Source organism: Pseudomonas sp. B7(2017), from assembly GCF_002112745.1.
Lineage (GTDB): Bacteria > Pseudomonadota > Gammaproteobacteria > Pseudomonadales > Pseudomonadaceae > Aquipseudomonas > Aquipseudomonas ekonensis.
In genome coordinates this window covers 166,881-193,365 of the sequence record NZ_NEIP01000006.1, presented here as the reverse complement: position 1 = coordinate 193,365, position 26,485 = coordinate 166,881, and the positions used below count along the sequence as shown (strand labels likewise).

Genomic DNA, 26,485 nt, shown 5'->3' with positions numbered 1-26,485 from the left:
GGCCATGCTCGTTGGCACGGCTTGCGAGGCCGTTACGCCATGAGCGATACCCAAGTAAAGGCGCCAAAGATCGAATTTCCTGTCACGGACTATCCTGTCAAGGTGATCAGCGACACCGGCGTGGGCAACAAGGACAAGATCATCGACATCGTCCGCAAATACGCCAAGATCAACGATGAGCGTGTGGACGAGCGTCAAAGCAGCAACGGCAAGTACACCACCATCCAGTTGCACATCGTGGCGACCGACCAGGATCAGCTGTACAACATCAACAGCGAACTGCGGGCGACCGGTTTCGTGCACATGGTGCTGTGATGCCGGGCACGCTGGGCTTTCGCGAACTCGGCCAGATGGCTTACGAGCCGGTCTGGCATGCCATGCAGCGCTTCACCAACGAACGCGGCAGCGATGCCGCGGACGAAGTCTGGCTCGTCGAGCACCCGCCGGTGTTCACCCAGGGCCAGGCCGGCAAGGCCGAACACCTGCTGCTGCCGGGCGACATTCCGGTGGTGCAGGTGGACCGGGGCGGGCAGGTGACCTACCACGGCCCCGGCCAACTCGTGGCCTACCTGCTGCTGGACGTGCGCAAGCTGGGTTTCGGCGTTCGGGACCTGGTCACGCGCATGGAGCAATGCCTGATCGAACTGCTGGCCAGCTACGGCGTGACCGCAGCGGCCAAGCCCGACGCTCCCGGCGTCTATGTCGACGGGGCGAAGATCGCATCCCTGGGGCTGCGGATTCGCCACGGCTGTTCCTTTCACGGCCTGGCCCTGAACGTGGACATGAACCTGGAGCCGTTTCGACGGATTAATCCCTGCGGCTACGCCGGGCTGGCCATGACCCAGCTGAGCGACCACGCAGGATCGATTGAATTTGCCGAGGTAAGTGCCCGGCTGCGCGCGCAGCTCGTCAAACACCTCGACTATGCTGAGCAGACGACCCTGACGGGCGGAATCGACTGATATGACTACTGATGCAGTGCAAACCATGATCCCGACGCTCGATGTCACCGAGCGCCCGGCCCCGCGTGCCAAGGTCGAAGCCGGCGTCAAGCTGCGCGGCGCCGAGAAGGTCGCACGCATCCCCGTGAAGATCATCCCGACCACGGAGCTTCCGAAGAAGCCCGACTGGATCCGCGTGCGCATCCCGGTTTCGCCGGAAGTCGAGCGCATCAAGACCCTGCTGCGCAAGCACAAGCTGCACAGCGTCTGCGAAGAGGCCTCCTGCCCGAACCTGGGCGAGTGCTTCTCCGGCGGCACCGCGACCTTCATGATCATGGGCGACATCTGCACCCGTCGCTGCCCGTTCTGCGACGTCGGCCATGGCCGTCCGAAGCCGTTGGACGTCAACGAGCCGGAAAGCCTGGCCATCGCCATCGCCGACCTGCGCCTCAAGTACGTGGTGATCACCTCGGTGGACCGTGACGACCTGCGCGACGGCGGTGCCCAGCACTTCGCCGATTGCATCCGCGAGATCCGCAAGCTGTCGCCGAACGTGCAGCTGGAGACCCTGGTGCCGGACTACCGCGGCCGCATGGACATCGCCCTGGAAATCACCGCCGCCGAGCCGCCGGACGTGTTCAACCACAACCTGGAAACCGTGCCGCGCCTGTACAAGGCCGCACGCCCGGGTTCCGACTACCAGTGGTCGCTGACCCTGCTGCAGCGCTTCAAGCAGATGATGCCGCACATCCCGACCAAGTCCGGCCTGATGCTGGGCCTGGGCGAGACCGACGACGAAGTGATCGAAGTCATGAAGCGCATGCGCGAGCATGACATCGACATGCTGACCCTGGGCCAGTACCTGCAGCCGTCCCGCAGCCACCTGCCGGTGCAGCGCTTCGTGCACCCGGACACCTTCGCCTGGTTCGCCGAGGAAGGCTACAAGATGGGCTTCAAGAACGTCGCCTCCGGCCCGCTGGTGCGTTCCTCCTACCACGCCGACGAGCAGGCGAAACTGGTCAAGGCCGAGCTGCTGGGTTCCTGATCCGGCGCTGACCCGAAATCGCCCGCCGCGCCCCAGCGCCCGGCGGGCGTTTTTTTGCCTGGCCTATGCTCGACAGAGACTTTTCCCGCAACCGATGGCTGACAATGCCTCTTCTGTTTGCCGCCGTACCTGACTACTGTGTGCTCACGACTTCACGCAGGGAGATCCATGGATGACCGTTCGACCGACCCACACCCTTTTTCCGCACCGACCCGTGCCGGCGCTGCCGTCCGAAGGGACGATCGGCGTCATCGCGCCCGCAGGGCCGGGCACGCTGGACACGGACAAGGCGGTGCAGTGGATGCGCGCCCGGGGCTACGGGCTGCGGATCTTTCCCGGCGTCTATGAGAAGGACGGTTACCTGGCCGGCAGCGACGAGGTGCGCCTCAATGACCTGCACGCCGCGTTTGCCGATCCCGAGGTCGACGCGATCATCTGCCTGCGCGGCGGCTACGGCACGCCGCGCCTGCTCGACCGCATCGACTACGACCTGCTGGGGCGCCATGCCAAGCCGTTCGTCGGCTACAGCGACATCACCGCGCTGCACCTCGCCATCAGCCGTTACGCCGGGTTCGTGACCTTTCACGGGCCGCTGCTCAACGCCGACCTGCTGGGCGACAAGGAGCCGCCGACGGTCACGTCGTTCTTCGCCATGCTGCGGGGCCAGTTGCAGGCCGGCAGCGTGATCGCCCACCCGGCGGCCTGGCCGTTGACCACCGTCGAGCCGGGAGTCGCCCATGGCCGGCTGCTGGGCGGCAACCTGGCGATGATCGCATCCACGCTGGGCACGCCCTACGAGATCGACGCCGAAGGGGTGATCCTGTTGATCGAGGACGTCAACGAGCCGTTGTACCGCATTGACCGGCTGCTGACCCAGATGCGCCTGGCCGGTCACCTGCGCAAGTTGCGCGGTGTGCTGGTCGGGGATGTGGCGGGGGTAGAGACCGTTGCGCTGAACCGGTTGCTCAAGCAGACCTTCGAACCGCTGCGCATCCCGGTGCTGTCGGGCTGGCGCAGCGGGCATTGCGACCCGAACCTGACGTTGCCGCTGGGGGCGCTGGTGCGGCTGGATGCCGGGAAGCAAGAGTTGCTGCTGGAGCAGGATGTGGTGGTCAGGCAGTAAGCATCCGGCGCCTGCCGGAGCGTATTCGCGGGCAAGCCCGCTCCCACAGGTTCAGTGCGATCCCTGTGGGAGCGGGCTTGCCCACGATGCTTTTTACTGGGCGCGCAGGCTTTCGAGCAGCTTGTGCGTCGGATAGCCGTCCGCCGGCCAGCCGAACGACTGTTGCGCGCTGCGGATCGCCTTGCGCGTGTTGGCGCCGATGATGCCGTCCGCCGCGCCGGCGTCGTAGTTGCGTGCGCTTAGCAGGTTCTGCAGTTCGATCCGCTCAGTGCGGCTCAGCGGCAGGTCGTCCTTGGGCCAGGTGCCGCTGATCAGGCCGGCGCCGTTGAAGCGCTCCGACAGCAGACCCACCGCCAAGGCGTACGACGAGGAGTTGTTGTACTTGAGGATCGCCCGGAAGTTGTCGAGGATCAGGAACGCCGGGCCACGGTAGCCGGCCGGCAGCAGCAGGGCGGCGGACAGCTGATCGGAACCGGCCGGCGCTTGCCCGCCGTTGGGCAGGATCACGCCCATTTGGCGCCACTCGGCGACGCTCCTGCGGATCGCGCCGTCAGCCAGGGTGTAGTTGAAGCCGCTCGGCAGCTGCACTTCAAAGCCCCACGGCTGGCCGCGCTGCCAACCGGAGCTTTGCAGGTAATGCGCGGTCGAGGCCAGGGCGTCGGCCGGGCTGCCCCAGATGTCGCGGCGGCCGTCGCCGTCGAAGTCCACCGCGTGGGTGTTGTAGGTGGTCGGGATGAACTGGGTCTGGCCCATGGCGCCGGCCCAGGAGCCGAGCATCTTCTCGGGCGTGATGTCGCCCTGTTGCAGGATCTGCAGCGCGGCGATCAGCTGCGCATGGGCAAAGCCCGGGCGGCGGCCTTCGTAGGCCAGGGTCGCCAGTGAGTTGATCACCGACTTGTTGCCCTGGAACTGGCCGAAGTTGCTTTCCATCCCCCACACCGACACCAGTGCCTGGCGGTCCACGCCATAGCGCTGTTCGATGCTCTGCAGGATGCCGGCGTACTGATTGATCAGGGCTTGGCCCTTGCGCACCCGCAGCGGCGAGAGCGCGCCGTCGAGGTATTCCCACACCGGCCGGGCGAACTCCGGCTGGCTGCGGTCGGCGCGGATCACGCTGGCGTCGAAGCTGACGTTGGCGAAGGCGCGGTCGAACACGTCGGCGCGGATCCCGGCGGCGAGGGCGTCCTTGCGAAAGCCTGCCTGCCATTCGGCGAAGGTCTGGGTCGGTTGCAGGTCGAGGTCGTCACCGGAAGGCACGACGGGCGGAACGATGGCCGGGGCGGTGGCCACGGGGGCGGTCTGGAGCGGTTGCGCGTCGGCGGCGGTGGGTTTCTCCGCGCAGGCGACCAGCAACACGAAGCTGGTGGCGGCGATCAATTGGCGCACGGGCCAACGACGGGTAAGGCAAAGGGGCATGCACAGGTCCAGAGGATGTGAATCAGGTGCAGACCTTAACATGGCAAAGGGGTGAAGCGCTTCACGCGGCCAGAAAGTAAGAAGCCTCCCAGCTTTTAGACTGGAAGGCTTCGCGGCGGTAGCTGCCTTTGCCCTTGGCCGGGCGTTCCTGGCGGCTGCGGAACAGCGGTTGGGCGATGATGGATTTGGCCTTGTTGTGGCCATGCTTCGATGGCTTTTTGCTCATGATGTCACTCTCTGAGGGGGGATTTTGCGTGGCAGATGATCTGCCGATGTTCGCGGTCTGTCCAGTCCGGTGATGAACATTGCGGCGAGGAAGCTTGCGCCTTTGCCGCAACGTCCGGCACTTATTCGGCAGGCAACGGCAGGCGCTGTCCGGCCATCAGCAATGACAACCGGCTCAGGCTCATCCACGGCGAGCCCGGTGCCTGGCCCTTGATCTGCGCATCGATGCGCTGGGCTTCGAGCAGCAGTTGCGCCCAGCGTTGGGCCGAGTAGCGTTGCAGGGCCTTGGTCATCAGCGGCTTGCGCTTGTCCCAGACCGGCGGCTTGGACTGGCTGAAGGCCTTGTCCAGCGGCGTGCCCTGGCTGTACTGCTGGGCGATGCTGGCCAGCAGGCGCAGTTCCCGGGCCAGGGCCCAGAGGATCACCGGCGGCTCGACGCCTTCGCCGCGCAGGCCTTCGAGCATGCGCAACGCGTGGGCGGCTTCGCCGTTGAGGATCGCGTCGGTCAGGCCGAACACGTCGAAGCGTGCGCTGTCGGCCACGGCTGCCTGCACGGTTTCGACGGTGATCTGCCCGTCCTCGGCCATCAGCTTGAGCTTTTCGATTTCCTGGGCGGCGGCCAGCAGGTTGCCCTCGACCCGCGCGGCGATCAGTTCCACCGCGTCCTGGCTGGCCGACAGGCCGGCCTGGGACAGGCGCTGGCGGATCCAGCTGGGCAGCTGGTTGGCGTCCACCGGCCAGATCTGCACGAACTGGGTCTGCGCACCTTCGACCAGGGCCTTGCCCCACTTGGTTTTCTGCGCGCTGCCGTCGAGCTTGGGCAGGCTGATCAGCAGCAGGGTGTCTTCGGCCGGGCGCGAGCAGTATTCGATGAGCGCGGCGGCGCCCTTGTCACCGGGCTTGCCCGAGGGCAGGCGCAGTTCCAGCAGGCGCTTTTCGGCGAACAGCGACAGGCTGGCGCCGGCCAGCAGCAGCGTGCCCCAATCGAAGTTGGCGTCGGCGGCGAACACCTGGCGTTCGTCGAAGCCCTGCCGGCGGGCGGCGGAGCGGATGGCGTCGGCGGCTTCCTGGCACAGCAGCGGGTCGTCGCCACTGATGACGTAGACCGGCGCCAGCGTGCCTTGCAGGTGTTTGGCGAGTTGGGCGGGAGCGAGCTTCATAAGAGAAAGCGAACGGGGCGCCTGAGCGCCCCGGACGTCTTACTGCTGCGGCAGTTCGAGCGGCGACTGACGCGGAGTCTCCGCCTCAGCCTTCTGCGCCGCTTCCAGCGCGTCGGCTTCCGCCTTGGCGCGGGCGTTGGCCTTCTGCTGCAGGTCGTCCAGCTGGGCCGGCGTCAGTTGCTGCAGGCGCAGCATCATGCGCTGAACCAGCTCGCGGCGGGTTTCGCGGCGGGCGTCGTTGGCTTCCTGGTCGGAACCCACCAGGTTGTTGCCGTCGTGGATGAACACTTTCTGCACTTCAAGCTTGTCGCTCTTGAGCAGCAGGTTGTTCTCGCCGCGGATCTCGTAGTTGAGCACGGTGTTGACCTGGTACTCGCCCGTACGGCCTGCGCCGGCATAGCTGAGGATGCGCTGGCTTTCCTGCTCGTCGGCCAGGAACAGCTTGTACGGCGCGCCGGAGACCACCTTGACGCCGCTGGACTCCAGCACCTGGCGCAGTTGGGTCACGGTCTCGCCGTAGGCGTTGCGGGCGCTCAGGTCGAGTTCCTTGATCGCCAGTTCGGTGGTGCCGGTGCCGCGCAGGTGGAAACCGCAGGCGCTCAACAGGACCGCGAGGCCCATCACCAGCAGATTGCGTTTGATCATTGTGTTGCTCCCCTTGAAACCGTGTGGGCCGATGCTGCGGCCCGAAAGGTTTTACAGGGCGCCGGCCGCAGCCGGCGCCCGATCCAATTTAGCTGGCGACGATGTTGACCAGTTTGCCCGGCACCACGATCACTTTGCGGATCGTCAGGCCGTCGACGAAGCGCAGCACGTTCTCGTTGGCGCGGGCCGCGGCTTCGATCTCCTCGCGGGTGGCGCTGGCCGGCATTTCGATCTGGCCGCGCAGCTTGCCGTTGACCTGGATCACCAGGGTCAGGCTGTCCTGCACCAGCGCGCTTTCGTCCAGCGCAGGCCAGGCGGCGTCGATCACGGGGCCGGCGTGGCCCAGGCGGTTCCACAGGTCGTGGCTGATGTGCGGGGTGATCGGCGCCAGCAGCAGCGTCACGGTCTCCAGGCCTTCGTGGATCAGGGCGCGGTCCTGCTCGGTGCCCTGGGCGGCTTTCTCCAGCACGTTCATCAGGGTCATCACCTGGGCGATGGCGGTGTTGAACTTGTGGTTCTGGCCGACGTCGTGGCTGGCCTGCTTGATGGCCTGGTGGATCGAGCGGCGGACGGCCTTCTGCTCGTCGTTCAGGGCGGCGACGTCCAGCTTGCCCGGCAGGCCCTGGACGATATGGGCCTGGGCCAGGCGCCAGACGCGCTTGAGGAAGCGGTGCGAGCCTTCCACGCCGGAGTCCGACCATTCGGCGCTCATGTCGGGCGGCGAGGCAAACATCATGAACAGGCGGCAGGTGTCGGCGCCGAACTGGTCGATCATCGACTGCGGGTCGACGCCGTTGTTCTTCGACTTGGCCATCTTCTCGGTGCCGCCGATCTCCACCGGCAGGCCGTCGGCGATCAGCTTGGCGCTGATGACCTTGGCCTTGCTGTCGCGCTCGAGCTCGACGTCCGCCGGGTTGAACCAGGTGTAGGCGCCGTTGGCTTCGCGGCGGTAGTAGGTCTCGGCGACCACCATGCCCTGGGTCAGCAGGTTCTTGAACGGCTCGTTGGAGCTCACCAGGCCTTCGTCGCGCATCAGCTTGTGGAAGAAGCGCGCGTACAGCAGGTGGAGGATGGCGTGCTCGATGCCGCCGATGTACTGATCCACCGGCAGCCAGTGGTCGGCCGCGGATTTTTCCACCAGGCCGCCTTCGAAGTGCGGCGAGGCGTAGCGGGCGTAGTACCAGGACGACTCGACGAAGGTGTCCATGGTGTCGGTTTCACGCTTGGCGGGCTGGCCGCATTTCGGGCAGGCGCACTCGTAGAATTCCGGCATGCGCGCCAGCGGCGAGCCGTTGCCGTCCGGCACCACGTCTTCCGGCAGCACGACCGGCAACTGGTCTTCCGGCACCGGCACGTCGCCGCAAGCGCCGCAGTGGATGATCGGGATCGGGCAGCCCCAGTAGCGCTGGCGGCTGATGCCCCAGTCGCGCAGGCGGAACTGGGTGCGCGAGGCGCCGAGGTTTTTCTTGATCAGGGCGACTTCCATGGCGTCGAACGCGCCGGCGAAGTCCAGGCCGTCGAACTCGCCGGAGTTGATCAGCGTGCCGTGCTCGCCGTAGGCGTCCTGCCACGGGGCCGGGTTGGTGTCGCCGGCGCTGGTGCGCACCACGGACTTGACCGGCAGGCTGTACTTCTGGGCGAACTCGAAGTCGCGCTCGTCGTGGGCCGGAACGGCCATGACCGCGCCGTCGCCGTAGTGCATCAGCACGTAGTTGGCGACCCACACCGGCAGTTTCTCGCCGGTCAGCGGGTGCTCGACGAACAGGCCTGTGGGCAGGCCTTTCTTTTCCTGGGTGGCGACGTCGGCTTCGGCGACGCTGCCGGCCTTGCACTCGGCGATGAACGCCTGCAGCTCAGGGTTGTTCTGCGCGGCCAGGGCGGCCAGGTGGTGCTCGGCGGCCACGGCGACGTAGGTCGCGCCCATCAGGGTGTCAGGACGGGTGGTGAAGACCTTCAGGGTGCCGGTCTCGCCGATGGAATCGACGTTGTACGGGAACTGCACTTCCATCCCGCGGGACTTGCCGATCCAGTTGCGCTGCATGGTCTTGACCTGTTCAGGCCAGCCGGTCAGCTCGTCGAGGCTCTCCAGCAGCTCATCCGCGTAGGCGGTGATCTTGAAGTAGTACATCGGGATTTCGCGCTTTTCGATCACCGCGCCGGAACGCCAGCCGCGGCCGTCGATCACCTGCTCGTTGGCCAGGACGGTCTGGTCGACCGGGTCCCAGTTCACGGTGCCGTTCTTGCGGTAGATCACGCCCTTCTCGAACAGGCGGGTGAACAGCCACTGCTCCCAGCGGTAGTAGTCCGGCTTGCAGGTGGTGACTTCGCGCGACCAGTCCACCGCCAGGCCCAGGCTGCGCAGCTGGGACTTCATGTAGGCGATGTTTTCGTAGGTCCATTTGGCGGGCGCCACGTTGTTCTTCATCGCGGCGTTTTCCGCCGGCATGCCGAACGCGTCCCAGCCCATCGGCTGCAGGACGTTCTTGCCCTGCATGCGCTGGTAGCGGGAGATCACGTCGCCGATGGTGTAGTTGCGCACGTGCCCCATGTGCAGCTTGCCGCTGGGGTAAGGGAACATCGACAGGCAGTAGTAGGTTTCCTTGCCTGGCTGTTCACTGACTTCAAAGGACTTGTGCTCATCCCAGAACGACTGGGCGGCGGCTTCGATTTCACGGGGCTGATAGTGTTCGTGCATGGCTACTTTTGTACTGGATAGGGGTGGCCCAGTCCTCTTCGATGCGACATCGGGGGCGGGTGACGCCAAGTTGGCGTTTCGCGGCCCGGACGGGCTGGAAGTGGAGTGACAGGAAGCGCCGTAGCATACATGACCGCGCTTGGCCTAGGGAAACCCTGATTGCGCCCGTCCGGCCGGGCAAAACGGCTGCGGGGGCCGTTGGTCGCGGCGTGCGGCCGGTTTGTGCAGCGAAGCTAAGCTCCTTAGTGGGGAGTGAGTCTTATCTTCAATGAGGTGAGGGATGGTGGAGTCACAGCAACAGAACGTAACCAAACCCGAGTTGTACGAGCGGTTGATCGACCGTCTGGGCATGGCCCTGGACGCGGCGAGAACTGCGGGACGGCTGCGCGACGAGCGCCCCCTGGAGCTGGAATTGCGCGGCTTGAGCCCCGCCGAGTTCGATCTGGTCAAGGCTTACCTGGATCGCAGTGAACGTGAAGCCCACGGATGTCTGTCACAGGCAGTGAAACAGCTCGATGCAGTGCCTTCGGCCAAGGTCATATGGCTCAAGGACAAGGCGCCCGGCAGAGCGACCGTCAAGGTCCGCACCCTGCAGGCCAAGTAAGCGCATGGCAGGTCAAGAAGCGGATCTTTTCAAGCGGGATCCCACCTTATAGGTTGTCGCGTCGAATCAACCCACTTAGGCTGCGGGCATCTTTGGAGATGCCCGATGCCCTTTCGCTATTTCATCAAACAACTGCTGCTGCCGCCCGGCATCCTTTTCCTGTTGCTGTTGGTCGCCTGGTGGCTGCGCCGCTCACGTCCGCGCCTGGCCGGGCTGTGCTTCGCCCTGGGGCTGGGCGGTTTGTGGCTGATGAGCCTGCCGGTGGTCGTGCAATGGGGCGCCAAGGCCCTGGAGCGCGAGCCGCCGCTGGCCCGTGAGGCCTGGGCGGAGCTTTCGCAACGCGCCGACGCGATTGTGGTGCTGGGTTCCGGGCGCGAGCGCGGCGACCTGGCCTGGGGCGAGGATCAGCCGACCGGCATCGGGCTTGAGCGGCAGCGATATGCGGCGCGTCTGGCCAAGGCCTCGGGGTTGCCGATCCTGACCAGCGGCGGCCTGCATTACGGCACGCCGCCGACGGAAGCCAAGCTGATGGCCGATTCGCTGCGCGACGATTTCGGGGTGACGGTGCGCTGGCAGGAAGGCGAGAGCCGCACGACCTGGGAAAACGCCGTGCTCAGCGCCAAGGTGCTGCTGCCCCAGGGCATCAAGCGCGTCGCGGTGGTGACCCAGGCCTGGCACATGCCGCGGGCGGTGTGGTGTTTCGAGCAGGCCGGGTTCGAGGTGGTGCCGGCGCCGGTCGGCTTCCTTGGCACGGACAATGCCCGGCCGTTCGGCGGCTGGTTGCCGGAGTTCAAGTCGATCTGGCAAAGCGGACAGTTGCTGAACGAGGCGGTGGGGCAGGTGGGGTATTCGCTGTTCTATCGAGGGGCTGACGAAGCTGAATGATGCACGGGGCCGATGGCCCCGTCGCGGACAAGTCGAATCGTCGCGCCGCCGCTCCCGCAGCGGCTGTATTCAGGCGCGCCTGACTGTGGGAGCCAGCCTGCTGGCGATGGCGCCGGTGAAGGCGCCGCGAAGCCTTCAGAGGGTCTTGGAGATCCGCCCGGCCATCAGCGCCCAGCCGAACAACAGCAGGCACAGGATGATCAACGGCCACGAGCGCCATTGCAGGTACGGCGTCAGATCGTGCATCGGCACCACTTCGCCGTACAGCACGCCTTGCTCGAACTGCGGGATGCTTTCGGTGATGCGGCCGAACGGATCGATCAGGCCGGTGACGCCGTTGTTGGTGGCGCGGATCATCCAGCGTCCGGCCTCCAGGGCGCGCATCTGCGCCATCTGCAAATGCTGAAGCGGGCCGATGGAGGTGCCGAACCAGGTGTCGTTGCTGATGGTCAGCAGCAGGTCGCTGCGGGCGGACAGGCCGGCGGCGAACTCCGGGTATACCACTTCGTAGCAGATGAACGGGGCGATCTGGTAGCCCTTGGCCTGCAGCAACGCCTGGTCGGCCGGGCCGCGGGCGAAGTCGGACATCGGCAGGTCGAAGAACGCGATCAGCCCGCGCAGCAGATCCTGCAGCGGCACGTATTCGCCGAACGGCACCAGTTTCTGCTTCAGGTAGGTGCCGTCGCCTTCGCCGACCACGGTGATGCCGTTGAAGAAGCGCTTCTCGTGGCGCACGGTCTGGCGGATCGGCACCCCGGTGATCAGCGCCGATTTACGCTCGGCGGCGAAGGTGCCCATCATGTTCAGGTAGCCTTCGGCGGACTCCTTGAGCACCGGCACGGCGGTCTCCGGCCAGATCAGCAGATCCACCGGCTTGGACCGGAAGCTCAGGTCGCGGTACAGCGCCAACTGCGCGTTGAGCTGCGCCGGATCCCACTTCATGCTCTGCTCGACGTTGCCCTGGATCGCGGCGACGCTCAGCGGCGCGCCCGCCGGGCTGGTCCAGGCGTGGCCCTTGAGCGCGACGCCCGCCACCCACGGCCCGATCAGCAACAGCAGGCCGGCGGCCACGAAACCCTTGCGGCCGCCGCTGAGCAGGCGCGGCATGTTGTGGAACAGTGCGGCGGTCAGTGCCAGGACGAACGACACCAACCACATGCCGCCCACTGGCGCCAGCCCGGCCAGCGGGCCGTCGAGCTGGCTGTAGCCGGAGTACAGCCAGGGGAAACCGGTGAGGAACCAACCCCGGAACGCCTCCTGGCCGACCCACAACGCCGCGAACGCCAGCGCATCGGCCAGCGGCGCTTCGTTGCGTCGCAGCCAGCGCGCCCAGAGCCAGGCGGGCAGGGCGAAGAACCAGGCGATCGCGGCGGTGAACAGCAGCATCAGGAAACCGGCCAGCAGCACCGAAGCGCCGCCGAAGTGGTGGATGCTGTAGTAGATCCAGCTGGTGCCGGCACCGAACAGGCCGAAGCCGAAGCACCAGCCCCGGCCGAGCGCCTGGCGCGGGCTCAGCTCGCGCAGGCCGGCATAGAACAGGCCCGCCGCCAGCAAGGCCAGCGGCCAGATGTCGAACGGCGCCAGAGAGAGGGTGGTGATTGCGCCGGCCGCCACGGCCAGCAGGTTACCGGGCCAGCCGGGGCGGGTTATCCAGCGCATTTCTATCCTTGGAGGTCAGCGGGCGATTGGGGTCAGTCGCAGCAAGTGGATCCGACGGCTGTCGGCGTTCAGGATGCGGAAGCGGTAAGCGCCGATCTCGGTGATCTCGTTGCGCTTGGGCAGGTGCCCGAACGCGCTCATCACCAGGCCGCCGACGGTGTCGAACTCGTCGTCGGAGAACTCGCTGTCGAAGAACTCGTTGAAGTTCTCGATCGGGGTCAGGGCCTTGATCAGGAAATCGCCGCTGGGCAGCGGCTTGATGTAGCTGTCCTCTTCGACGTCGTGCTCGTCCTCGATGTCGCCGACGATCTGTTCCAGCACGTCTTCGATGGTCACCAGGCCCGCCACGCCGCCGTATTCGTCGATGACGATGGCCATGTGGTTATGGTTGGCGCGGAATTCGCGCAGCAGCACGTTCAGGCGCTTGGACTCCGGCACGAAGGTGGCCGGGCGCAGCAGGTCCTTGATGTTGAAGCTCTCGCCGTTCTCCTTGAGGATCAGCGGCAGCAGATCCTTGGCCAGCAGCACGCCCATCACGTCGTCGTGGCTTTCGCCGATGACCGGATAGCGCGAGTGGGCCGAGTCGACCACGGCGGGGAGAAATTCGCGGGGCGTCTGGGTCGCCTTGATGCTGACCATCTGCGAACGCGGCACCATGATGTCGCGCACCTGCAGGTCGGCGACCTGGATGGCGCCTTCGACGATGGCCAGCGCTTCGCTGTCCAGCAGCTTGTTCTGATGGGCGTCGCGCAGCAGCTCCATCAACTCCTGGCGGTTCTTCGGCTCGTGGGCAAAAGCCTGGGTGATCTTGCCCAGCCATGACTTCTGCCCGTTGCTCGATCGATCTTCGCTCATAGCGATTACTCTGAATCCTTTGTCGTAACGGTAGGGGATGTTTCGGTTTCGTCGTCCGCGTACGGATCGGGGTAGCCCAGTTCGGCAAGCAACTCGCGTTCCAGGGCTTCCATCTCTTCGGCTTCATCGTCATCGATGTGATCGTAGCCCAGCAGATGCAGGCAGCCGTGAATGACCAGATGGGCCCAGTGGGCGTCGAGCGCCTTGCCTTGCTCGGCAGCCTCGCGCTCGACCACGGCCACGCAGATCACCAGGTCGCCCAGCAGCGGGATGTCGAGAAACTCGTCGGGCACTTCGGCGGGGAACGAAAGGACGTTGGTCGCGTAGTCCTTCTGGCGCCAGGTGCGGTTCAGCTCGCGGCCTTCGGCCTCGTCCACCAGACGGATGGTCATTTCCGAGTCGGCGGTGCGCTGGCGCAGGGCCAGTTCGCACCAGCGGCGGAATTCGGCTTCGCTCGGCGCGGGCGCCTCGGTGGCGGTTTGCAGGTCTAGCTCAAGCATCGCGCGGGGGTTCCTTGGCCGCTTCGGCACGGGTCTCGAAGCGCTCGTAGGCTTCGACGATGCGCTGCACCAGCGGATGGCGCACCACGTCCTTGGGCTGGAAATGGGTGAAGCTGATGCCCGGCACGTCCTTCAGCACCTCGATCACATGGTGCAGCCCGGACTTGGTGCCGCGCGGCAGGTCGACCTGGGTGATGTCGCCGGTGATGACGGCGGTCGAGCCGAAGCCGATCCGGGTCAGGAACATTTTCATCTGTTCGACGGTGGTGTTCTGGCTTTCGTCGAGGATGATGAAGCTGTTGTTCAGCGTGCGGCCGCGCATGTAGGCCAGCGGCGCGACTTCGATCACCTGGCGTTCGATCAGCTTGGCCACGTATTCGAAGCCGAGCATTTCGTAGAGCGCGTCGTAGAGGGGGCGCAGGTACGGGTCGATCTTCTGGGCCAGGTCGCCGGGCAGGAAGCCGAGCTTTTCGCCCGCCTCGACCGCCGGGCGCACCAGCAGGATGCGCCGCACCTGTTCACGCTCCAGCGCGTCCACGGCACAGGCCACGGCCAGGTAGGTCTTGCCGGTGCCGGCCGGGCCGATGCCGAAGTTGATGTCGTTGCCGAGGATTTCCTTCACGTAGCGCAGCTGATTCAGGCCGCGCGGGCGAATCATGCCTTTCTTGGTGCGCAAGGCGACGGACGGTTCGGCGGGGGAGTGCTTGTCCAGTTCTTCGACGGCCGATTCCTGCAGGTACAGGTGCACCATGTCCGGCGACAGCTCCGTACCCTTGGTTTCCCGGTACAGGCGGCGCAGCAGGTTTTCCGCGGAAGTGGTGTGCTTGGGTTCGCCGATCAGTTCGAACTGGTTGCCGCGGTTGCGGATCTCGATGGCCAGGCGCTGTTCGATCAGGCGCAGGTGCTCGTCGAACTGCCCGCACAGATTGGCGAAGCGACGAGCCTCGAAGGGCTCAAGGATGAAGCGATGGGGTTCTATGGGTGCGTTCAAGGTCGTATTTAGCCGCCCTGGGGCAATAATGATGAAATCAAGGATAACGCCAGTGGCGTGGGTGCGAAAGCTCTTAAATCTTGCAAGGTGAATGGCCGACGTTGCGGGAGCGGGCAAGCCCGTTCCCGCCGTTGCTCTGTACCGTCAGCCGATCAGCGAGCCGCGAAGCGAGTGCGGCTGCGCCGAATCGATGTGCACGTCGGCGAACTGCCCGATCAGGGTCGGATTGTCGCAGCGGAAGTTGACGATACGGTTATTCTCGGTGCGCCCCTGCAGTTCGCCCGGATCTTTCTTCGAGTAGTCGGTGACCAGGATGCGCTGGGTGGTGCCGACCATTTGTCGGCTGATCTCGAAGCCCTGTTGGTTCAGGCGGTGCTGCAACGCGTTCAGGCGTTCCTTTTTCAGCTCTTCCGGGGTGTCGTCGGCCAGGTCGGCCGCCGGGGTGCCCGGGCGCGGGCTGTAGACGAACGAGTAGGAGAAGTCGAAGCCGACGTCGGCGATCAGCTTCATGGTCTGTTCGAAGTCTTTCTCGGTCTCGCCGGGGAAGCCGACGATGAAGTCGGAGCTGATGCAGATGCCCGGCACGGCGGCGCGCAGTTTGCGCAGCTTGGACTTGTACTCCAGCGCCGTGTGGTTGCGCTTCATGGCCGCCAGGATCCGGTCGGAGCCCGACTGCACCGGCAGGTGCAGGTGCTTGACCAGCTCCGGCACGTCGGCGTGGGCCTGGATCAGGCTGTCGGAGAACTCCAGCGGGTGCGAGGTGGTGTAGCGGATGCGGTCGATGCCGTCGACGGCTGCGACCACCCGGATCAGCTCGGCCAGGTCCGCCAGGCGGCCGTCGTGGGTCAGGCCGCGGTAGCCATTGACGTTCTGCCCCAGCAGGGTGACTTCGCGCACGCCGTTTTCGGCCAGGTGGATGATCTCGGCGATCACGTCGTCGAACGGCCGGCTGACTTCCTCGCCGCGGGTGTAGGGCACCACGCAGAACGTGCAGTACTTGCTGCAGCCTTCCATCACCGACACGTAGGCGCTCGGGCCGTCGATGCGCGGCTCGGGCAGGTGGTCGAACTTCTCGATCTCCGGGAACGAGACGTCCACCTGCGGCAGCTTGCTGATGCGTGCGGCGTCGATCATTTCCGGCAGGCGGTGCAGGGTCTGCGGGCCGAACACCACATCGACGTAGGGCGCGCGGTCGCGGATCGCCGCGCCTTCCTGGCTGGCCACGCAGCCGCCGACGGCGATGACCATCTCCGGGTTGGCCAGTTTCAGTTCGCGCCAACGGCCGAGCTGGGAGTACACCCGGTCCTGGGCGCGTTCGCGGATCGAGCAGGTGTTGAGCAGAATCACGTCGGCGTCTTCGGCGCGGGCGGTGACTTCCAGGGCCTGGTGTTCACCCAGCAGATCGACCATGCGCGAGCTGTCGTACTCGTTCATCTGGCAGCCGTGGGTTTCGATGTAGAGCTTTTTGGCCATGGATTCAGGTCGTCACGTGATTCGAAGAACCGCGCATTATAGGGAACATGTCCAAAGGTTCCTACCGCTGCGCGACCGGTGCCTGTGCTATAGTTTGCGCCCTCATTTTTGCCCCGATGTGTTGTCCGCCCGCCATGACCAAACGCGAAGCTCCGATCTACAAGGTGATTTTCCTCAACCAGGGCCAGGTGTTCGAAATGTACGCCAAGCAGATCTACCAAAGCGATCTGTGGGGTTTTCTGGAAGTGGAAGAGTTCGTCTTCGGCGAGCGCACCCAGGTGGTCGTGGATCCGAGCGAAGAGAAGCTCAAGGCCCAGTTCGAAGGCGTGGTGCGCAGCTTCGTGCCGATGCATTCGATCGTGCGCATCGACGAGGTCGAGCGCCTCGGCACGCCGAAGATCAGCGAGGCCCGGGCCGGCACCGGCAACGTGATGCCGTTTCCGATGCCGATGCCTGAGAAGTAAGCCACGGCTCACTTGCCGCACTCACGGCAGACCAGCGGGTTTCAGGGCAGCGGCGAGAAAGGCGTGCGCCCGTCCGCGCTCTGCAGTTCCATCAGGTATTTACGGAAAATTTGCCCCAGCACCTGGGTGGCGGTCTCGAGGTCTTCTCGGGGCATCTTCTCGGCGACTTCGTCGGCGGTGTCCAACGCATCCTCGGCGCCGTTGACCGCCGCCATCTTCAGCACGATATAGGCCTGGATGTTGTTGGCCTGCACGCCTTCGCCGTGGAAGAACATGGTGCCGAGCTTGAACTGCGCCTGGGCGTGGCCCTGCAGCGAGGCCTTTTCGAAGTAGTTGAGGGCTTGGTTGAGGTCGCGCGGTGCGTTCTTGCCGTCGTAGTAGAATTCGCCCAACTCGTATTGCGCTTGCGCATCCCCTTCGTCCGCAGCCTTCTGGCAGGCGGCGAGGGCCTGCGTGACGTCTTGCGGCTGGGTGTTGAGGGTGCAACGCCCCATCGCCGGGATCAACAACGAGTTGCCGCCTGCCTGTGCATGTGCAAGCAGCGGCTGAAGGAGCAACAGGCAGCCCAAGGCAAGGGTGCGGCCGGTGCGGTTCATGGGAATCGACTTACCTCTGAAGGGCACGCGGACCCGTCGAGGGATCCAATAAGCGCGCATTATGAAATAAGCAGGCCCAACCTTACAAAGTCTTTACTCGATTTTCTGCTGCGCGGAGCGCTGGTCGCCCGGTTTGCAGGCGATTGTCGGCGGCGATGCAGGAAAAAACGCTCAGGTGTAGGCAAACGCTGACGCCGGCATTGGCCAACGTCAGCGTCAGGGCGGATTACTTCAGGGCGGCGAAGGCGCGCTCTGCGGCGTCCAGGGTCAGTTTCAGTTCCGCTTCGCCGTGGGCGATGGAGGTGAAACCGGCTTCGAAGGCGCTCGGCGCCAGGTACACGCCGCCTTCGAGCATCAGGTGGAAGAAGCGTCCGAACAGCGCGGCGTCGCTGGCCATCACATCGTCGAAGGTGACGATGTCGTCGGCGCCGCTGAAGTACAGGCCGAACATGCCGCCGGCCTGGGTGGTCACGAACGGGATGCCGGCGGCGTCGGCGCGTTGCTGCAGGCCGTCGAGCAGGCGGGTGGTGTAGTCGGTCAGCTCGGCGTGGAAGCCCGGACGGCTGATCAGGCGCAGGGTGGTGAGGCCGGCGGCCATGGCCAGCGGGTTGCCCGACAGCGTGCCGGCCTGGTAGACCGGGCCCAGCGGCGCGATGCGCTGCATGATCTCGCGCTTGCCGCCGAAGCAGCCGACCGGCATGCCGCCGCCGATGATCTTGCCGAAGGTGGTCAGGTCCGGCGTCACGCCGTAGTGGGCCTGGGCACCGCCGAGGGCGACGCGGAAACCGGTCATCACTTCGTCGAAGATCAGCACGACGCCGTGGCGGTCGCACAGGCTGCGCAGGCCTTCGAGGAAGCCCGGCGCCGGCGGCACGCAGTTCATGTTGCCGGCCACCGGCTCGACGATGATGCAGGCGACGTCCTGGCCGACTTCGGCGAGCATCTTCTCGACGGCGCCGATGTCGTTGAACGGCAGGGTCAGGGTGTGCTTGGCGAATGCCGCCGGCACGCCGGCCGAGCTCGGCACGCCCTGGGTCAATGCGCCGGAGCCGGCCTTGACCAGCAGGCTGTCGGTGTGGCCGTGGTAGCAGCCTTCGAACTTGATGATGCTGTCGCGGCCGGTGAAGCCACGGGCCAGGCGGATGGCGCTCATGGTCGCTTCGGTGCCGGAGCTGACCATGCGCACCATGTCCATCGACGGCACCAGCGAGCAGACCAGGTCGGCCATCTCGGTTTCCATGGCGGTCGGGGCGCCGTAGGACAGGCCGTGCTCCAGTTGCTTGCGCACGGCGTCCAGCACGTCCGGATGGCTGTGGCCGAGGATCATCGGGCCCCACGAACCTACGTAATCCACATAGCGCTTGTCGTCTTCGTCGGTGACGTAGGCGCCTTCGGCATGCTTGAAGAACAGCGGGGTGCCGCCGACGCTCTTGAACGCGCGGACCGGCGAGTTGACGCCGCCGGGGATGTGTTTCTGGGCATTGGCAAACAGGGTTTCGGAACGGGACATGATCGGGCTCTCGAAGGTCAGGATTTGAACAATTCATTGAATGCGCGGGCGCGGCGCGTCACCTCGGCGGTGCTGTCGGCACCGAACAGGCCGTGGACGACCGCCAACAGGTCGGCGCCGTGGGCCACCAGCGGGGCGGCGTTGTCCAGGGTGATGCCGCCGATCGCGCAGATCGGCAGATGCAGCGTGCGGCGGGCCTCGTCGAGCAGGCCGAGGCTGCAGCTCGGGGCGCCGGGCTTGGTGCTGGAGTTGAAGAAGCGGCCGAAGGCGGCGTAGCTGGCGCCTTCCTTCACCGCCTGTTCGGCCAGGTCGAGCTGCGCGTGGCAGGTCGAGCCGATGATCGCCTTCGGTCCCAGCAGGGCGCGGGTCGGCGACAGCGGGCCGTCGGTCTGGCCCAGGTGCACGCCGACGCCCAGGCGGGCGGCCAGCTCGGCGTCATCGTTGATGATCAGGCGGGTGCCGTGGCGCTCGCACAGCTCGCGCAAGGCTTCGGCCTCGCGCAGGCGGCGGGCGTCGTCGCCGCTCTTGTCGCGGTATTGCAGGAGGGTGACGCCGCCTTCCAGCGCCGCCTCCACGTAAGGCAGAAACTTGCCCGCCAGCAGCGTGCTGTCGGTGATGGCGTACAGGCCACGTAATTTCATCGCACAGGCCTCCCGGCGTCAGGCGCGGAACATCAGGTGCGCCGCGTCAGCGGCGCTGCATCAGGCGCAGAAGTCCAGCGGCAGGCGGCGCGGCACGAACTGGCCTTTGCCCAGCCGCTCGGCGTCGCGCAGGGTGCGCCAGGTGTAGTCCAGGGCGCTGCGTACGGCGCTGGCCAGGTCTTCGCCCAAGGCCAGCCGACCGGCCAGGGTGCTGGCCAGGGTGCAGCCGGAACCGTGGTAGCTGCCCGGCAGGCGCTGGCAGAGGAAGGTCTCGCGCAGGCCGTCGCGGCTGTACAGGCGGTTGTGGATTTGCGTCTCGTCGCCGTGGCCGCCGGTGATCAGCAGGTGTTTGACGAACGGCAGGAGCTTTTCTGCGCACTCGTCCGCGGTGCCTTCGGGCAGTTCGGCGAGGATCCGCGCCTCGGGCAGGTTCGGGGTAGCGATGGCGGACAGCGGCAGCAGGCGTTCGCGCATGGCGTAGCCGACCTCGTCCTTGCCCAGGCGTCCGCCGCCGCCGGCGCGCAGCACCGGGTCGCAGACCACCGGCAGGTGCGGGTGCGCCTGGAGCAGTTCGACGACTGTGTCGACCATTTCCAGGGAACCGAGCATGCCCAGCTTCACCGCCGCGACGTCGGAATCGTTGAGCACGGCATTGGCCTGGGCCAACACCCACTCGCGGTCGAGGACGCGGAAATCGGTGACGTTGACCGTGTCCTGCACGGTCAGGGCGGTGACGGCCGGAGCCGCATGGCAACCCTGGGCGAGCAGGGCTTCGATATCTGCCTGCAGGCCGGCGCCGCCACTGGGGTCGTGGCCGGAGAGACAGAGGACAACGGGGCGGGAGCTATAGGTATTCATGGTGCGCGAGCTTACCACCAATCCCGGTGTGCGGGTTCAGCTGTGGTGAGGGAGCTTGCTGCCGCCGGGCCGCAAAGCGGCCTCGATGCGCCATTCTGCCGACACATCCGGATCAATGGCATGGCGGCGGATCGGGAGCAAGCGCCGTCCCGCAACGGACTGTACTGTCACAATCTGACCAAGCCAACAGCTCTAGCCCGGTACTTTGCTCTGAAACGCCCGTTCTAGAGCCTCTGTCGGAAAAATTTCCATGGTGCTCAATGGCCATCAACGGCTATGCTAGAGTGGATCCAAACCAATAACAGGTAATACCGGTTTTACGTCTTCTCAAAGGGAATGGGGGGCTTCCTGACGCAACCGGACAAGCCACGCTGGGGCTTCAATGCGCTATTTGCTGATGTTGCTGTTCTGCTTGCCCCTCCTGGCGAGCGCCGTCGAGTTCGACGAATTCACCCAGAGCCTCCCCCTGGGCCGATCCCTGCAAGTGTTCGAAGACCCGAGCGGTCAGGCGACCTTCGCCGATGTCCGCGCGCAAGACGCTGCCGGCCGCTTCAAGCCGCATGACAAGGCCACGCTCAACGCCGGCTATTCGCGCTCGGCGTTCTGGCTGAAGATCGATCTGCTTTACCGCCCGAACAATCCGGCGGCGCAGCGCACCTGGCTGCTGGAGCTGGCCTACCCGCCGCTCGACCACCTGGACCTCTACCTGCCCGATGCGACGGGCGCCTACCGCCTGACGCGCCAGACCGGCGATGCCCTGCCGTTCGCCAGCCGCGAGATCCGCCAGAACAATTACCTGTTCGACCTGGCCTTCGAACCGGGCCAGGCGCAGACCGTTTACCTCAGGCTGGCCAGCGAAGGCTCGATCCAGGCCCCGGTGACGCTGTGGTCGAGCACCGCCTACCTGGAAGACCAGCCGGTGCGCCTGTACGTGCTGGGCATCATTTATGGCGTGCTGCTGGGGATGCTGGTGTACAACCTGTTCATCTACCTCAGCGTGCGCGACACCAGTTACCTCTATTACATCTTCTACATCGCCTCGTTCGGCCTGTACCAACTGTCGGTCAACGGTGCGGCGGTGGAGTACTTCTGGCCTGACAACCCGTGGTGGGCCAACGCCGCCACGCCGTTCTTCATCGGCTGTGCGGGGCTGTTCGGCAGCCAGTTCGCCCGCAGCTTCCTGCAGACCAAAGACCACAGCCGCTGGCTCGACCGGCTGCTGATCGCCCTGATCGTGTTCGGCGCGCTGGTGGTGGGCCTGTCGCTGATGACCAGTTACGGGCTGGCGCTGCGCTTGGCGACGACCCTGGCGCTGACCTTCACCGTGGTGATCTTCGCCGCCGGGATCCTGGCCTGGTGGCGCGGCCTGCGGGTGGCGCGCTATTTCATCATTGCGTGGTCGGCGTTCCTGCTCGGCGGGGTGGTCAACACCCTGATGGTGCTGGGCGTGCTGCCGAACGTGTTCCTGACCATGTACGCCAGCCAGATCGGCTCGGCCATCGAAGTGGCGCTGCTGTCGCTGGCCCTGGCCGACCGCATCAACGCCATGCGCGAGCAGCAGGCCCAGACCCTGCTTGAGGCCGGGCAGAAACTGGAAGTGCTCAACCAGCAACTGGCCCACAGCAACAAGCTCAAGGACGAGTTCCTGGCGACCCTGACCCACGAGTTGCGCACGCCGATGAACGGCGTGATCGGCTCGCTGGAACTGATGCAGACCGTCGAACTGGATCCGGAACTGGAGCAATACCAGCAGACCGCCGCCGGCTCCGCCCGGGACATGATGCGCATGGTCAACGGCATTCTCACCCTCACCGAACTGCAGGCCGGCAAGCTCAAGGCGACGTCGGGCAGCTTCAGCCTGCGGGGGGTGATCGAGGCGTTGCGGGTGCAGTTCGACGGCAATGCGTCGAGCAAGGCCCTGGATTTCAAGGTCGATGTGCTGCCGACCTTGCCCGACCGCCTGCACGGCGACAGCGGCAAACTGGCGCAATGCCTGGAATGCCTGTTGGACAACGCGATCAAGTTCACCCGGGTCGGCGGGCTGGCCCTGCGGGTCACCGGCAAGCCGTCCCAAGGCAACCGGTTGGCGCTGTCGTTCGCGGTGATCGACACCGGCATCGGCTTCACCGACCTGGGCGAGGCGACGCTGTACCAGCGGTTCTTCCAGCTCGACGGCTCGATGACCCGGGAGTACGGCGGCCTGGGCGTCGGCCTGGCGATCTGCCGGCAACTGGTCGAATTGTTGGGCGGCAAGCTCACCCACCGTTCCGAGCCCGGGCGCGGCAGCCGGTTCCAGCTGGATGTCGAATTCGAACTGCCGGCGCTCGAACCTGCTCCCGTCTCGCTGCACAGCGCTGACGGCACGCGGGTGCCGCAGGATTGCACCGTTCTGTTGGTGGACGACAACAGCGTCAATCAACTGGTCATGCGCGGCATGCTGCTCAAGCTCGGCTTCCGGGTGCGCACGGCCGACCACGGCGAGGCGGCGCTCGAATGCCTGCAGCGCGAAACGTTCGACGCGGTGCTGATCGATTGCCAGTTGCCGCCGCTGGACGGCGCGTCGCTGTGCTGCCGGATCCACGATCTGCCCGGTTGCGCCCACCTGCCGGTGTTCGTCCTGGCGCTGGGGGCCGAGCGGGAGCGCTGTGCGGCGGACGCCGTGATCGACTACCTGGGCAAACCGGTGAAATTCGAAGAGTTGCAGGCGGCTCTGGAGCGTCGGGTGTTGTGTCGCTGATAGGGTGAAACCGCCGAGAGTTCGGCGTAAATGACACTTTGTCCGGCCACGGTGCGGTGCTTAACTGAACGCCTGGCAGACAGGAGGAGCCCCGTCATGAACCTGCATCAGTTCGCCGAAACCCACGAAGTCACCAACCAGCCGCCGTCGCTGGACGGCGCCAACCTGTACCGCATCGACCTGCCGCTGCAGGAGTGGTCGCGGCGCTTCGGCGCCGGTTGGGCCGAGTCGCGGATCGACGCCTACGGCGCCCTGGCCGGCGGGCCATTGATGGAGGCCGGGTTCCTCGCCAACCAGAACAAGCCGGTGTTCGCCAGCCATGACCGCTACGGCCACCGCATCGACCTGGTGGAGTTCCACCCCGCGTACCACGAGCTGATGCGCACGGCCATCGAGCACGGCCTGACCTCGCTGCCCTGGGCTCATCCGCAGGACGGCGCCCATGTGGCGCGGGCGTCCATGACCTACCTGCATAGCCAGGCCGAGGCCGGCAGCGGCTGCCCGCTGACCATGACTTTCGCCAGCGTGCCGGCGATGCGCCTGCAGCCGGACCTGGCCGAGCGCTGGCTGCCGAAGATCCTCGCCACCGAATACGACCCGCGCAACGTCGGCATGGTCCACAAGGCGGGCGTGACCATCGGCATGGCCATGACCGAGAAGCAGGGCGGCACCGACGTGCGCGCCAACACCACCAAGGCGTTCCCCGTGGGCGCCGGCGGCCCGGGCCAGGCCTATGAGCTGGTGGGGCACAAGTGGTTCTGTTCGGCGCCGATGTGCGATGCGTTCCTGACCCTGGCGCAGACCGACAAGGGCCTGAGCTGTTTCCTGCTGCCGCGCCACCGCCCGGACGACACGCGCAACCAGTTCTATATCCAGCGCCTGAAGAACAAGCTCGGCAACTGCTCCAACGCCTCCAGCGAAGTGGAGTTCCGCGGGGCGCTGGCGTGGATGGTCGGCGAGGAGGGGCGCGGGGTGCCGACGATCATCGAGATGGTCGCCATGACCCGGTTCGACTGCATGGTCGGCTCCAGTTCGCTGATGCGCCAGGCGCTGACCCAGGCCAGCCACCACTGTGCGCACCGCAAGGTGGGCGGCAAGCTGCTCAGCGAGCAGCCGCTGATGCAGAACGTGCTGGCCGACCTGGCGCTGGAAAGCGAAGCGGCGCTGGCCCTGAGCCTGCGCATGGGCCGGGCGCTGGACCGTCTGGACGACCGCCACGAAGCGCAGTTCGCGCGGTTGGTGACGGCGGTGGGCAAGTATTGGATCTGCAAGCGCGCCCCGGGCATGATCAACGAAGCCGCCGAGTGCATGGGCGGTGCCGGCTACGTCGAAGACAGCATCCTGCCGCGGCTGTACCGCGAGGCGCCGGTCAACTCGACCTGGGAAGGTTCCGGCAACGTGCAGTGCCTGGATGTGCTGCGCGCCCTGTCGAAAGAGCCGGGCGTGCTCGACGGGCTGTTCCATGAACTGGGCGGCGGCCACGGCGACCCGCGCCTGGCCGCGCACATCCAGCGGTTGCAGGCTGCGTTCAAGGACACCGGCGACATCCAGTACCGCGCGCGGCAACTGACCGAAGACATCGCCCTCGGCCTGCAGGCGAAGCTGTTGCTGGAGGCCGGGAATGCGGCGGTCAGCGACGCCTTCATCGCCAGCCGCCTCGACGGCGCGGGCCGGGTCTATGGCGCATTGCCCCGTGGCGTGGACGTGGCGGCCATCGTCGCCCGCTCGACGCCGCAGGGTTTCTGATCCCGCCCCGATCCCACAAGGGGGGGGCGCCAGGCACAAAACACTGTGGGAGCCAGCCTGCTGGCGATGGCGTCAGCTCAGGCGCCGCAGGGCAAAGCCGAGACGGTTGCTCCCACAGGTTTGCGCTTTGCCTCAAGGATTGCGGCAAAGCCAATCGCCACTGTTCCCGTGACGCCGCGTTGCAGGCAAGATGAAGGCCTGCAAGACAGAACACAGGAAGCTGACCGTGACCGAAGCGTTTATTGTCGTTCAAACCGCCGAACAGGCCGTGGACCTCTTGGCCGAGCTGCACGAGCGGGCCACCACGGCGCTGAGCACGGCGCTCAAGCGTTACCTCAAGGACCGCGCCGAACCGGACGCCGCACAGCGCGCCCTGTTCCATTACCCCGAACTGCGCCTGACCTACCACTGCCAGGGCGAAGTCCCGCAGACCACCCGCGCCTACGCCAAGGTGCAGCTGCCGGGCACCTACAGCGTCACCGTCACCCATCCCAAGGCGTTTCGCAAATACCTGCTGGAGCAGCTGACGCCGCTGATGCACGACTTCACCGTCACCGTTGAAGTGGGCGTCAGCGAGCAGAACATCCCGTACCCGTACGTGGTCGAGCAGGGCGATGAGCTGGCCGGTTCAGGCGTCACCGCCGCGGTGTTGGCGCGGGTGTTCCCGAGCACCGACCTGTCCGCCGCCACCGACGGCATCGCCGACGGCCTCTACGACTGGGAAAACACCGACCCTCTGCCGCTGGCGCTGTTCGACGCCGCGCGGGTGGACTTCTCCCTGCGCCGGCTGGTGCACTACACCGGCAGCGACTGGCGCCACGTGCAGCCGTGGATCCTGCTGACCAACTACCACCGCTATGTCGACCAGTTCATCGTCCACGGCCTTGAGCAACTGCGCCGCGACCCGCGTTTCGTGCGCATGGTGCTGCCGGGCAACGTGATCATCGAGAAGGGCATGGATCACGGCGAGGCCTCGGCCATCGCCGCCGGCGTGGTGTGGCACCGTTACCAGATGCCGGCCTACCACCTGATCGCCAGCGACGGCCACGGCGTGACCCTGGTGAACATCGGCGTCGGCCCGTCCAACGCCAAGAACATCACCGACCACCTGGCGGTGCTGCGTCCGCACTGCTGGCTGATGATCGGCCACTGCGGCGGCCTGCGTCAGTCGCAGACCATCGGCGACTACGTGCTGGCCCACGCCTACATGCGTCGCGACGGGATCCTCGACCGGGTGGTGCCGCCGAACATTCCGATTCCGGCCCTGGCCGAGGTGCAACTGGCGTTGCAGCAAGCGGCGGCCAACGTCACCGGCGACAAGGGCGACGACCTGAAGAAGCGCCTGCGCACCGGCACCGTGCTGACCTACGACGACCGCAACTGGGAACTGCGCTGGGCCCAGGAGCGTCCGCTGATCAACCTGTCCCGCGCCGTGGCGGTGGACATGGAAAGCGGCACCATCGCCGCGCAAGGCTATCGCCTGCGGGTGCCGTACGGCACGCTGCTGTGCGTCTCCGACAAACCGCTGCACAGCGAGATCAAGCTGCCCGGTTCGGCCAACGCCTTCTATGAGCGTGCGGTCAGCCAGCACCTGAAGATCGGCATCGAGGCGGTGGACCTGCTGCGCACCGAACTCAACTCGCTGCACTCGCGCAAGCTGCGCAGCTTCGACGAACCGCCGTTCCGCTGACGGTTTGCCGTGGCCATTTGGCGGTC

At 66.0% G+C, this 26,485-nt stretch carries 24 protein-coding genes; 10 read left to right on the top strand and 14 right to left on the bottom strand.

What is annotated here, in order from left to right; all coding sequences use genetic code 11:
* Window positions 1–39: 39 nt before the first annotated feature.
* The 4 genes from CAG29_RS14250 to CAG29_RS14235 all read left to right on the top strand — a co-directional run bounded on the left by CAG29_RS14250 (window position 40) and on the right by CAG29_RS14235 (window position 3,109).
* Window positions 40–315, top strand: a complete 276-nt coding sequence (locus CAG29_RS14250; protein ID WP_085585985.1) for a DUF493 domain-containing protein — start codon at window positions 40–42, stop codon at window positions 313–315.
* Entirely contained in the window at window positions 315–962 is a 648-nt protein-coding gene (gene lipB, locus CAG29_RS14245) for a lipoyl(octanoyl) transferase LipB (protein ID WP_085585987.1), read from the top strand. Before CAG29_RS14250 ends, lipB begins: the two co-directional genes overlap by 1 nt.
* A gap of 1 nt (window position 963) precedes the next feature.
* Window positions 964–1,986: a lipoyl synthase gene (lipA, locus tag CAG29_RS14240; RefSeq protein WP_085585989.1), complete on the top strand. Its 1,023-nt coding sequence runs from the start codon at window positions 964–966 to the stop codon at window positions 1,984–1,986.
* A 172-nt stretch (window positions 1,987–2,158) separates the two neighbouring features.
* Window positions 2,159–3,109 (top strand): LD-carboxypeptidase, encoded by a 951-nt coding sequence (locus CAG29_RS14235; RefSeq protein WP_085694674.1) that lies wholly within the window; start codon window positions 2,159–2,161, stop codon window positions 3,107–3,109.
* Window positions 3,110–3,202: 93 nt separating this feature from the next.
* Here the strand turns inward: CAG29_RS14235 and CAG29_RS14230 are convergent, their stop codons facing one another.
* From CAG29_RS14230 to leuS, 5 genes are all read right to left on the bottom strand, one after another.
* Window positions 3,203–4,525, bottom strand: a complete 1,323-nt coding sequence (locus CAG29_RS14230; protein ID WP_085656258.1) for a lytic murein transglycosylase — start codon at window positions 4,523–4,525, stop codon at window positions 3,203–3,205.
* Window positions 4,526–4,586: 61 nt separating this feature from the next.
* Window positions 4,587–4,751: an alternative ribosome rescue factor ArfA gene (gene arfA, locus CAG29_RS14225; RefSeq protein WP_085585995.1), complete on the bottom strand. Its 165-nt coding sequence runs from the start codon at window positions 4,749–4,751 to the stop codon at window positions 4,587–4,589.
* 121 nt (window positions 4,752–4,872) lie between these two features.
* Window positions 4,873–5,910 (bottom strand): DNA polymerase III subunit delta, encoded by a 1,038-nt coding sequence (gene holA, locus CAG29_RS14220; protein WP_085585997.1) that lies wholly within the window; start codon window positions 5,908–5,910, stop codon window positions 4,873–4,875.
* Window positions 5,911–5,949: 39 nt separating this feature from the next.
* Complete coding sequence (gene lptE, locus CAG29_RS14215; protein ID WP_085694673.1) at window positions 5,950–6,555, bottom strand: LPS assembly lipoprotein LptE; 606 nt, start codon at window positions 6,553–6,555, stop codon at window positions 5,950–5,952.
* Between the two features lie 88 nt (window positions 6,556–6,643).
* Window positions 6,644–9,250, bottom strand: coding sequence for a leucine--tRNA ligase (gene leuS, locus CAG29_RS14210; RefSeq protein ID WP_085632373.1), 2,607 nt, complete (start codon window positions 9,248–9,250; stop codon window positions 6,644–6,646).
* Window positions 9,251–9,530: 280 nt separating this feature from the next.
* Between leuS and CAG29_RS14205 the strand changes: the two genes are divergently transcribed.
* Both CAG29_RS14205 and CAG29_RS14200 read left to right on the top strand, forming a co-directional pair.
* Window positions 9,531–9,854: a hypothetical protein gene (locus CAG29_RS14205; protein WP_085586003.1), complete on the top strand. Its 324-nt coding sequence runs from the start codon at window positions 9,531–9,533 to the stop codon at window positions 9,852–9,854.
* Window positions 9,855–9,959: 105 nt separating this feature from the next.
* On the top strand, window positions 9,960–10,739 hold the full coding sequence (locus CAG29_RS14200; protein ID WP_085656257.1) for a YdcF family protein: 780 nt from the start codon (window positions 9,960–9,962) through the stop codon (window positions 10,737–10,739).
* A gap of 135 nt (window positions 10,740–10,874) precedes the next feature.
* Here the strand turns inward: CAG29_RS14200 and lnt are convergent, their stop codons facing one another.
* From lnt to miaB, 5 genes are all read right to left on the bottom strand, one after another.
* Window positions 10,875–12,398, bottom strand: coding sequence for an apolipoprotein N-acyltransferase (gene lnt, locus CAG29_RS14195; protein ID WP_085656256.1), 1,524 nt, complete (start codon window positions 12,396–12,398; stop codon window positions 10,875–10,877).
* A 15-nt stretch (window positions 12,399–12,413) separates the two neighbouring features.
* The gene (locus tag CAG29_RS14190) at window positions 12,414–13,253 is read right to left on the bottom strand and encodes an HlyC/CorC family transporter (protein ID WP_085583999.1); all 840 of its coding nucleotides are present in this window, start codon (window positions 13,251–13,253) and stop codon (window positions 12,414–12,416) included.
* A 5-nt stretch (window positions 13,254–13,258) separates the two neighbouring features.
* On the bottom strand, window positions 13,259–13,753 hold the full coding sequence (gene ybeY / locus CAG29_RS14185) for an rRNA maturation RNase YbeY (protein ID WP_085584001.1): 495 nt from the start codon (window positions 13,751–13,753) through the stop codon (window positions 13,259–13,261).
* Window positions 13,746–14,744 (bottom strand): PhoH family protein, encoded by a 999-nt coding sequence (locus CAG29_RS14180; RefSeq protein WP_085584003.1) that lies wholly within the window; start codon window positions 14,742–14,744, stop codon window positions 13,746–13,748. Before CAG29_RS14180 ends, ybeY begins: the two co-directional genes overlap by 8 nt.
* A 144-nt stretch (window positions 14,745–14,888) precedes the next feature.
* Window positions 14,889–16,217, bottom strand: a complete 1,329-nt coding sequence (gene miaB / locus CAG29_RS14175; protein WP_085694672.1) for a tRNA (N6-isopentenyl adenosine(37)-C2)-methylthiotransferase MiaB — start codon at window positions 16,215–16,217, stop codon at window positions 14,889–14,891.
* 134 nt (window positions 16,218–16,351) lie between these two features.
* Here miaB and CAG29_RS14170 point away from each other — a divergent pair, with 134 nt between their 5' ends.
* The gene (locus CAG29_RS14170) at window positions 16,352–16,681 is read left to right on the top strand and encodes a DUF1820 family protein (RefSeq protein ID WP_085584007.1); all 330 of its coding nucleotides are present in this window, start codon (window positions 16,352–16,354) and stop codon (window positions 16,679–16,681) included.
* Window positions 16,682–16,722: 41 nt separating this feature from the next.
* On the opposite strand, the gene CAG29_RS14165 is transcribed toward CAG29_RS14170, so the two are convergent.
* From CAG29_RS14165 to CAG29_RS14150, 4 genes are all read right to left on the bottom strand, one after another.
* Entirely contained in the window at window positions 16,723–17,277 is a 555-nt protein-coding gene (locus CAG29_RS14165; RefSeq protein ID WP_085584009.1) for a tetratricopeptide repeat protein, read from the bottom strand.
* A 226-nt stretch (window positions 17,278–17,503) separates the two neighbouring features.
* Window positions 17,504–18,787, bottom strand: coding sequence for a glutamate-1-semialdehyde 2,1-aminomutase (gene hemL / locus CAG29_RS14160; RefSeq protein ID WP_085694671.1), 1,284 nt, complete (start codon window positions 18,785–18,787; stop codon window positions 17,504–17,506).
* A gap of 17 nt (window positions 18,788–18,804) precedes the next feature.
* Entirely contained in the window at window positions 18,805–19,428 is a 624-nt protein-coding gene (gene thiE, locus CAG29_RS14155) for a thiamine phosphate synthase (RefSeq protein ID WP_085632363.1), read from the bottom strand.
* Window positions 19,429–19,488: 60 nt separating this feature from the next.
* Complete coding sequence (locus CAG29_RS14150) at window positions 19,489–20,286, bottom strand: hydroxymethylpyrimidine/phosphomethylpyrimidine kinase (RefSeq protein ID WP_085584015.1); 798 nt, start codon at window positions 20,284–20,286, stop codon at window positions 19,489–19,491.
* A gap of 382 nt (window positions 20,287–20,668) precedes the next feature.
* Here CAG29_RS14150 and CAG29_RS14145 point away from each other — a divergent pair, with 382 nt between their 5' ends.
* The 3 genes from CAG29_RS14145 (at window position 20,669) to amn (ending at window position 26,459) form a co-directional block, all read left to right on the top strand.
* Entirely contained in the window at window positions 20,669–23,023 is a 2,355-nt protein-coding gene (locus CAG29_RS14145) for a hybrid sensor histidine kinase/response regulator (protein WP_085694670.1), read from the top strand.
* A 96-nt stretch (window positions 23,024–23,119) separates the two neighbouring features.
* Window positions 23,120–24,769 (top strand): acyl-CoA dehydrogenase family protein, encoded by a 1,650-nt coding sequence (locus CAG29_RS14140; protein WP_085694669.1) that lies wholly within the window; start codon window positions 23,120–23,122, stop codon window positions 24,767–24,769.
* Window positions 24,770–24,959: 190 nt separating this feature from the next.
* A complete protein-coding gene (gene amn / locus CAG29_RS14135; RefSeq protein ID WP_170930374.1) occupies window positions 24,960–26,459 on the top strand; it encodes an AMP nucleosidase in 1,500 nt (499 codons plus the stop codon).
* The last annotated feature ends 26 nt before the right edge of the window (window positions 26,460–26,485 follow it).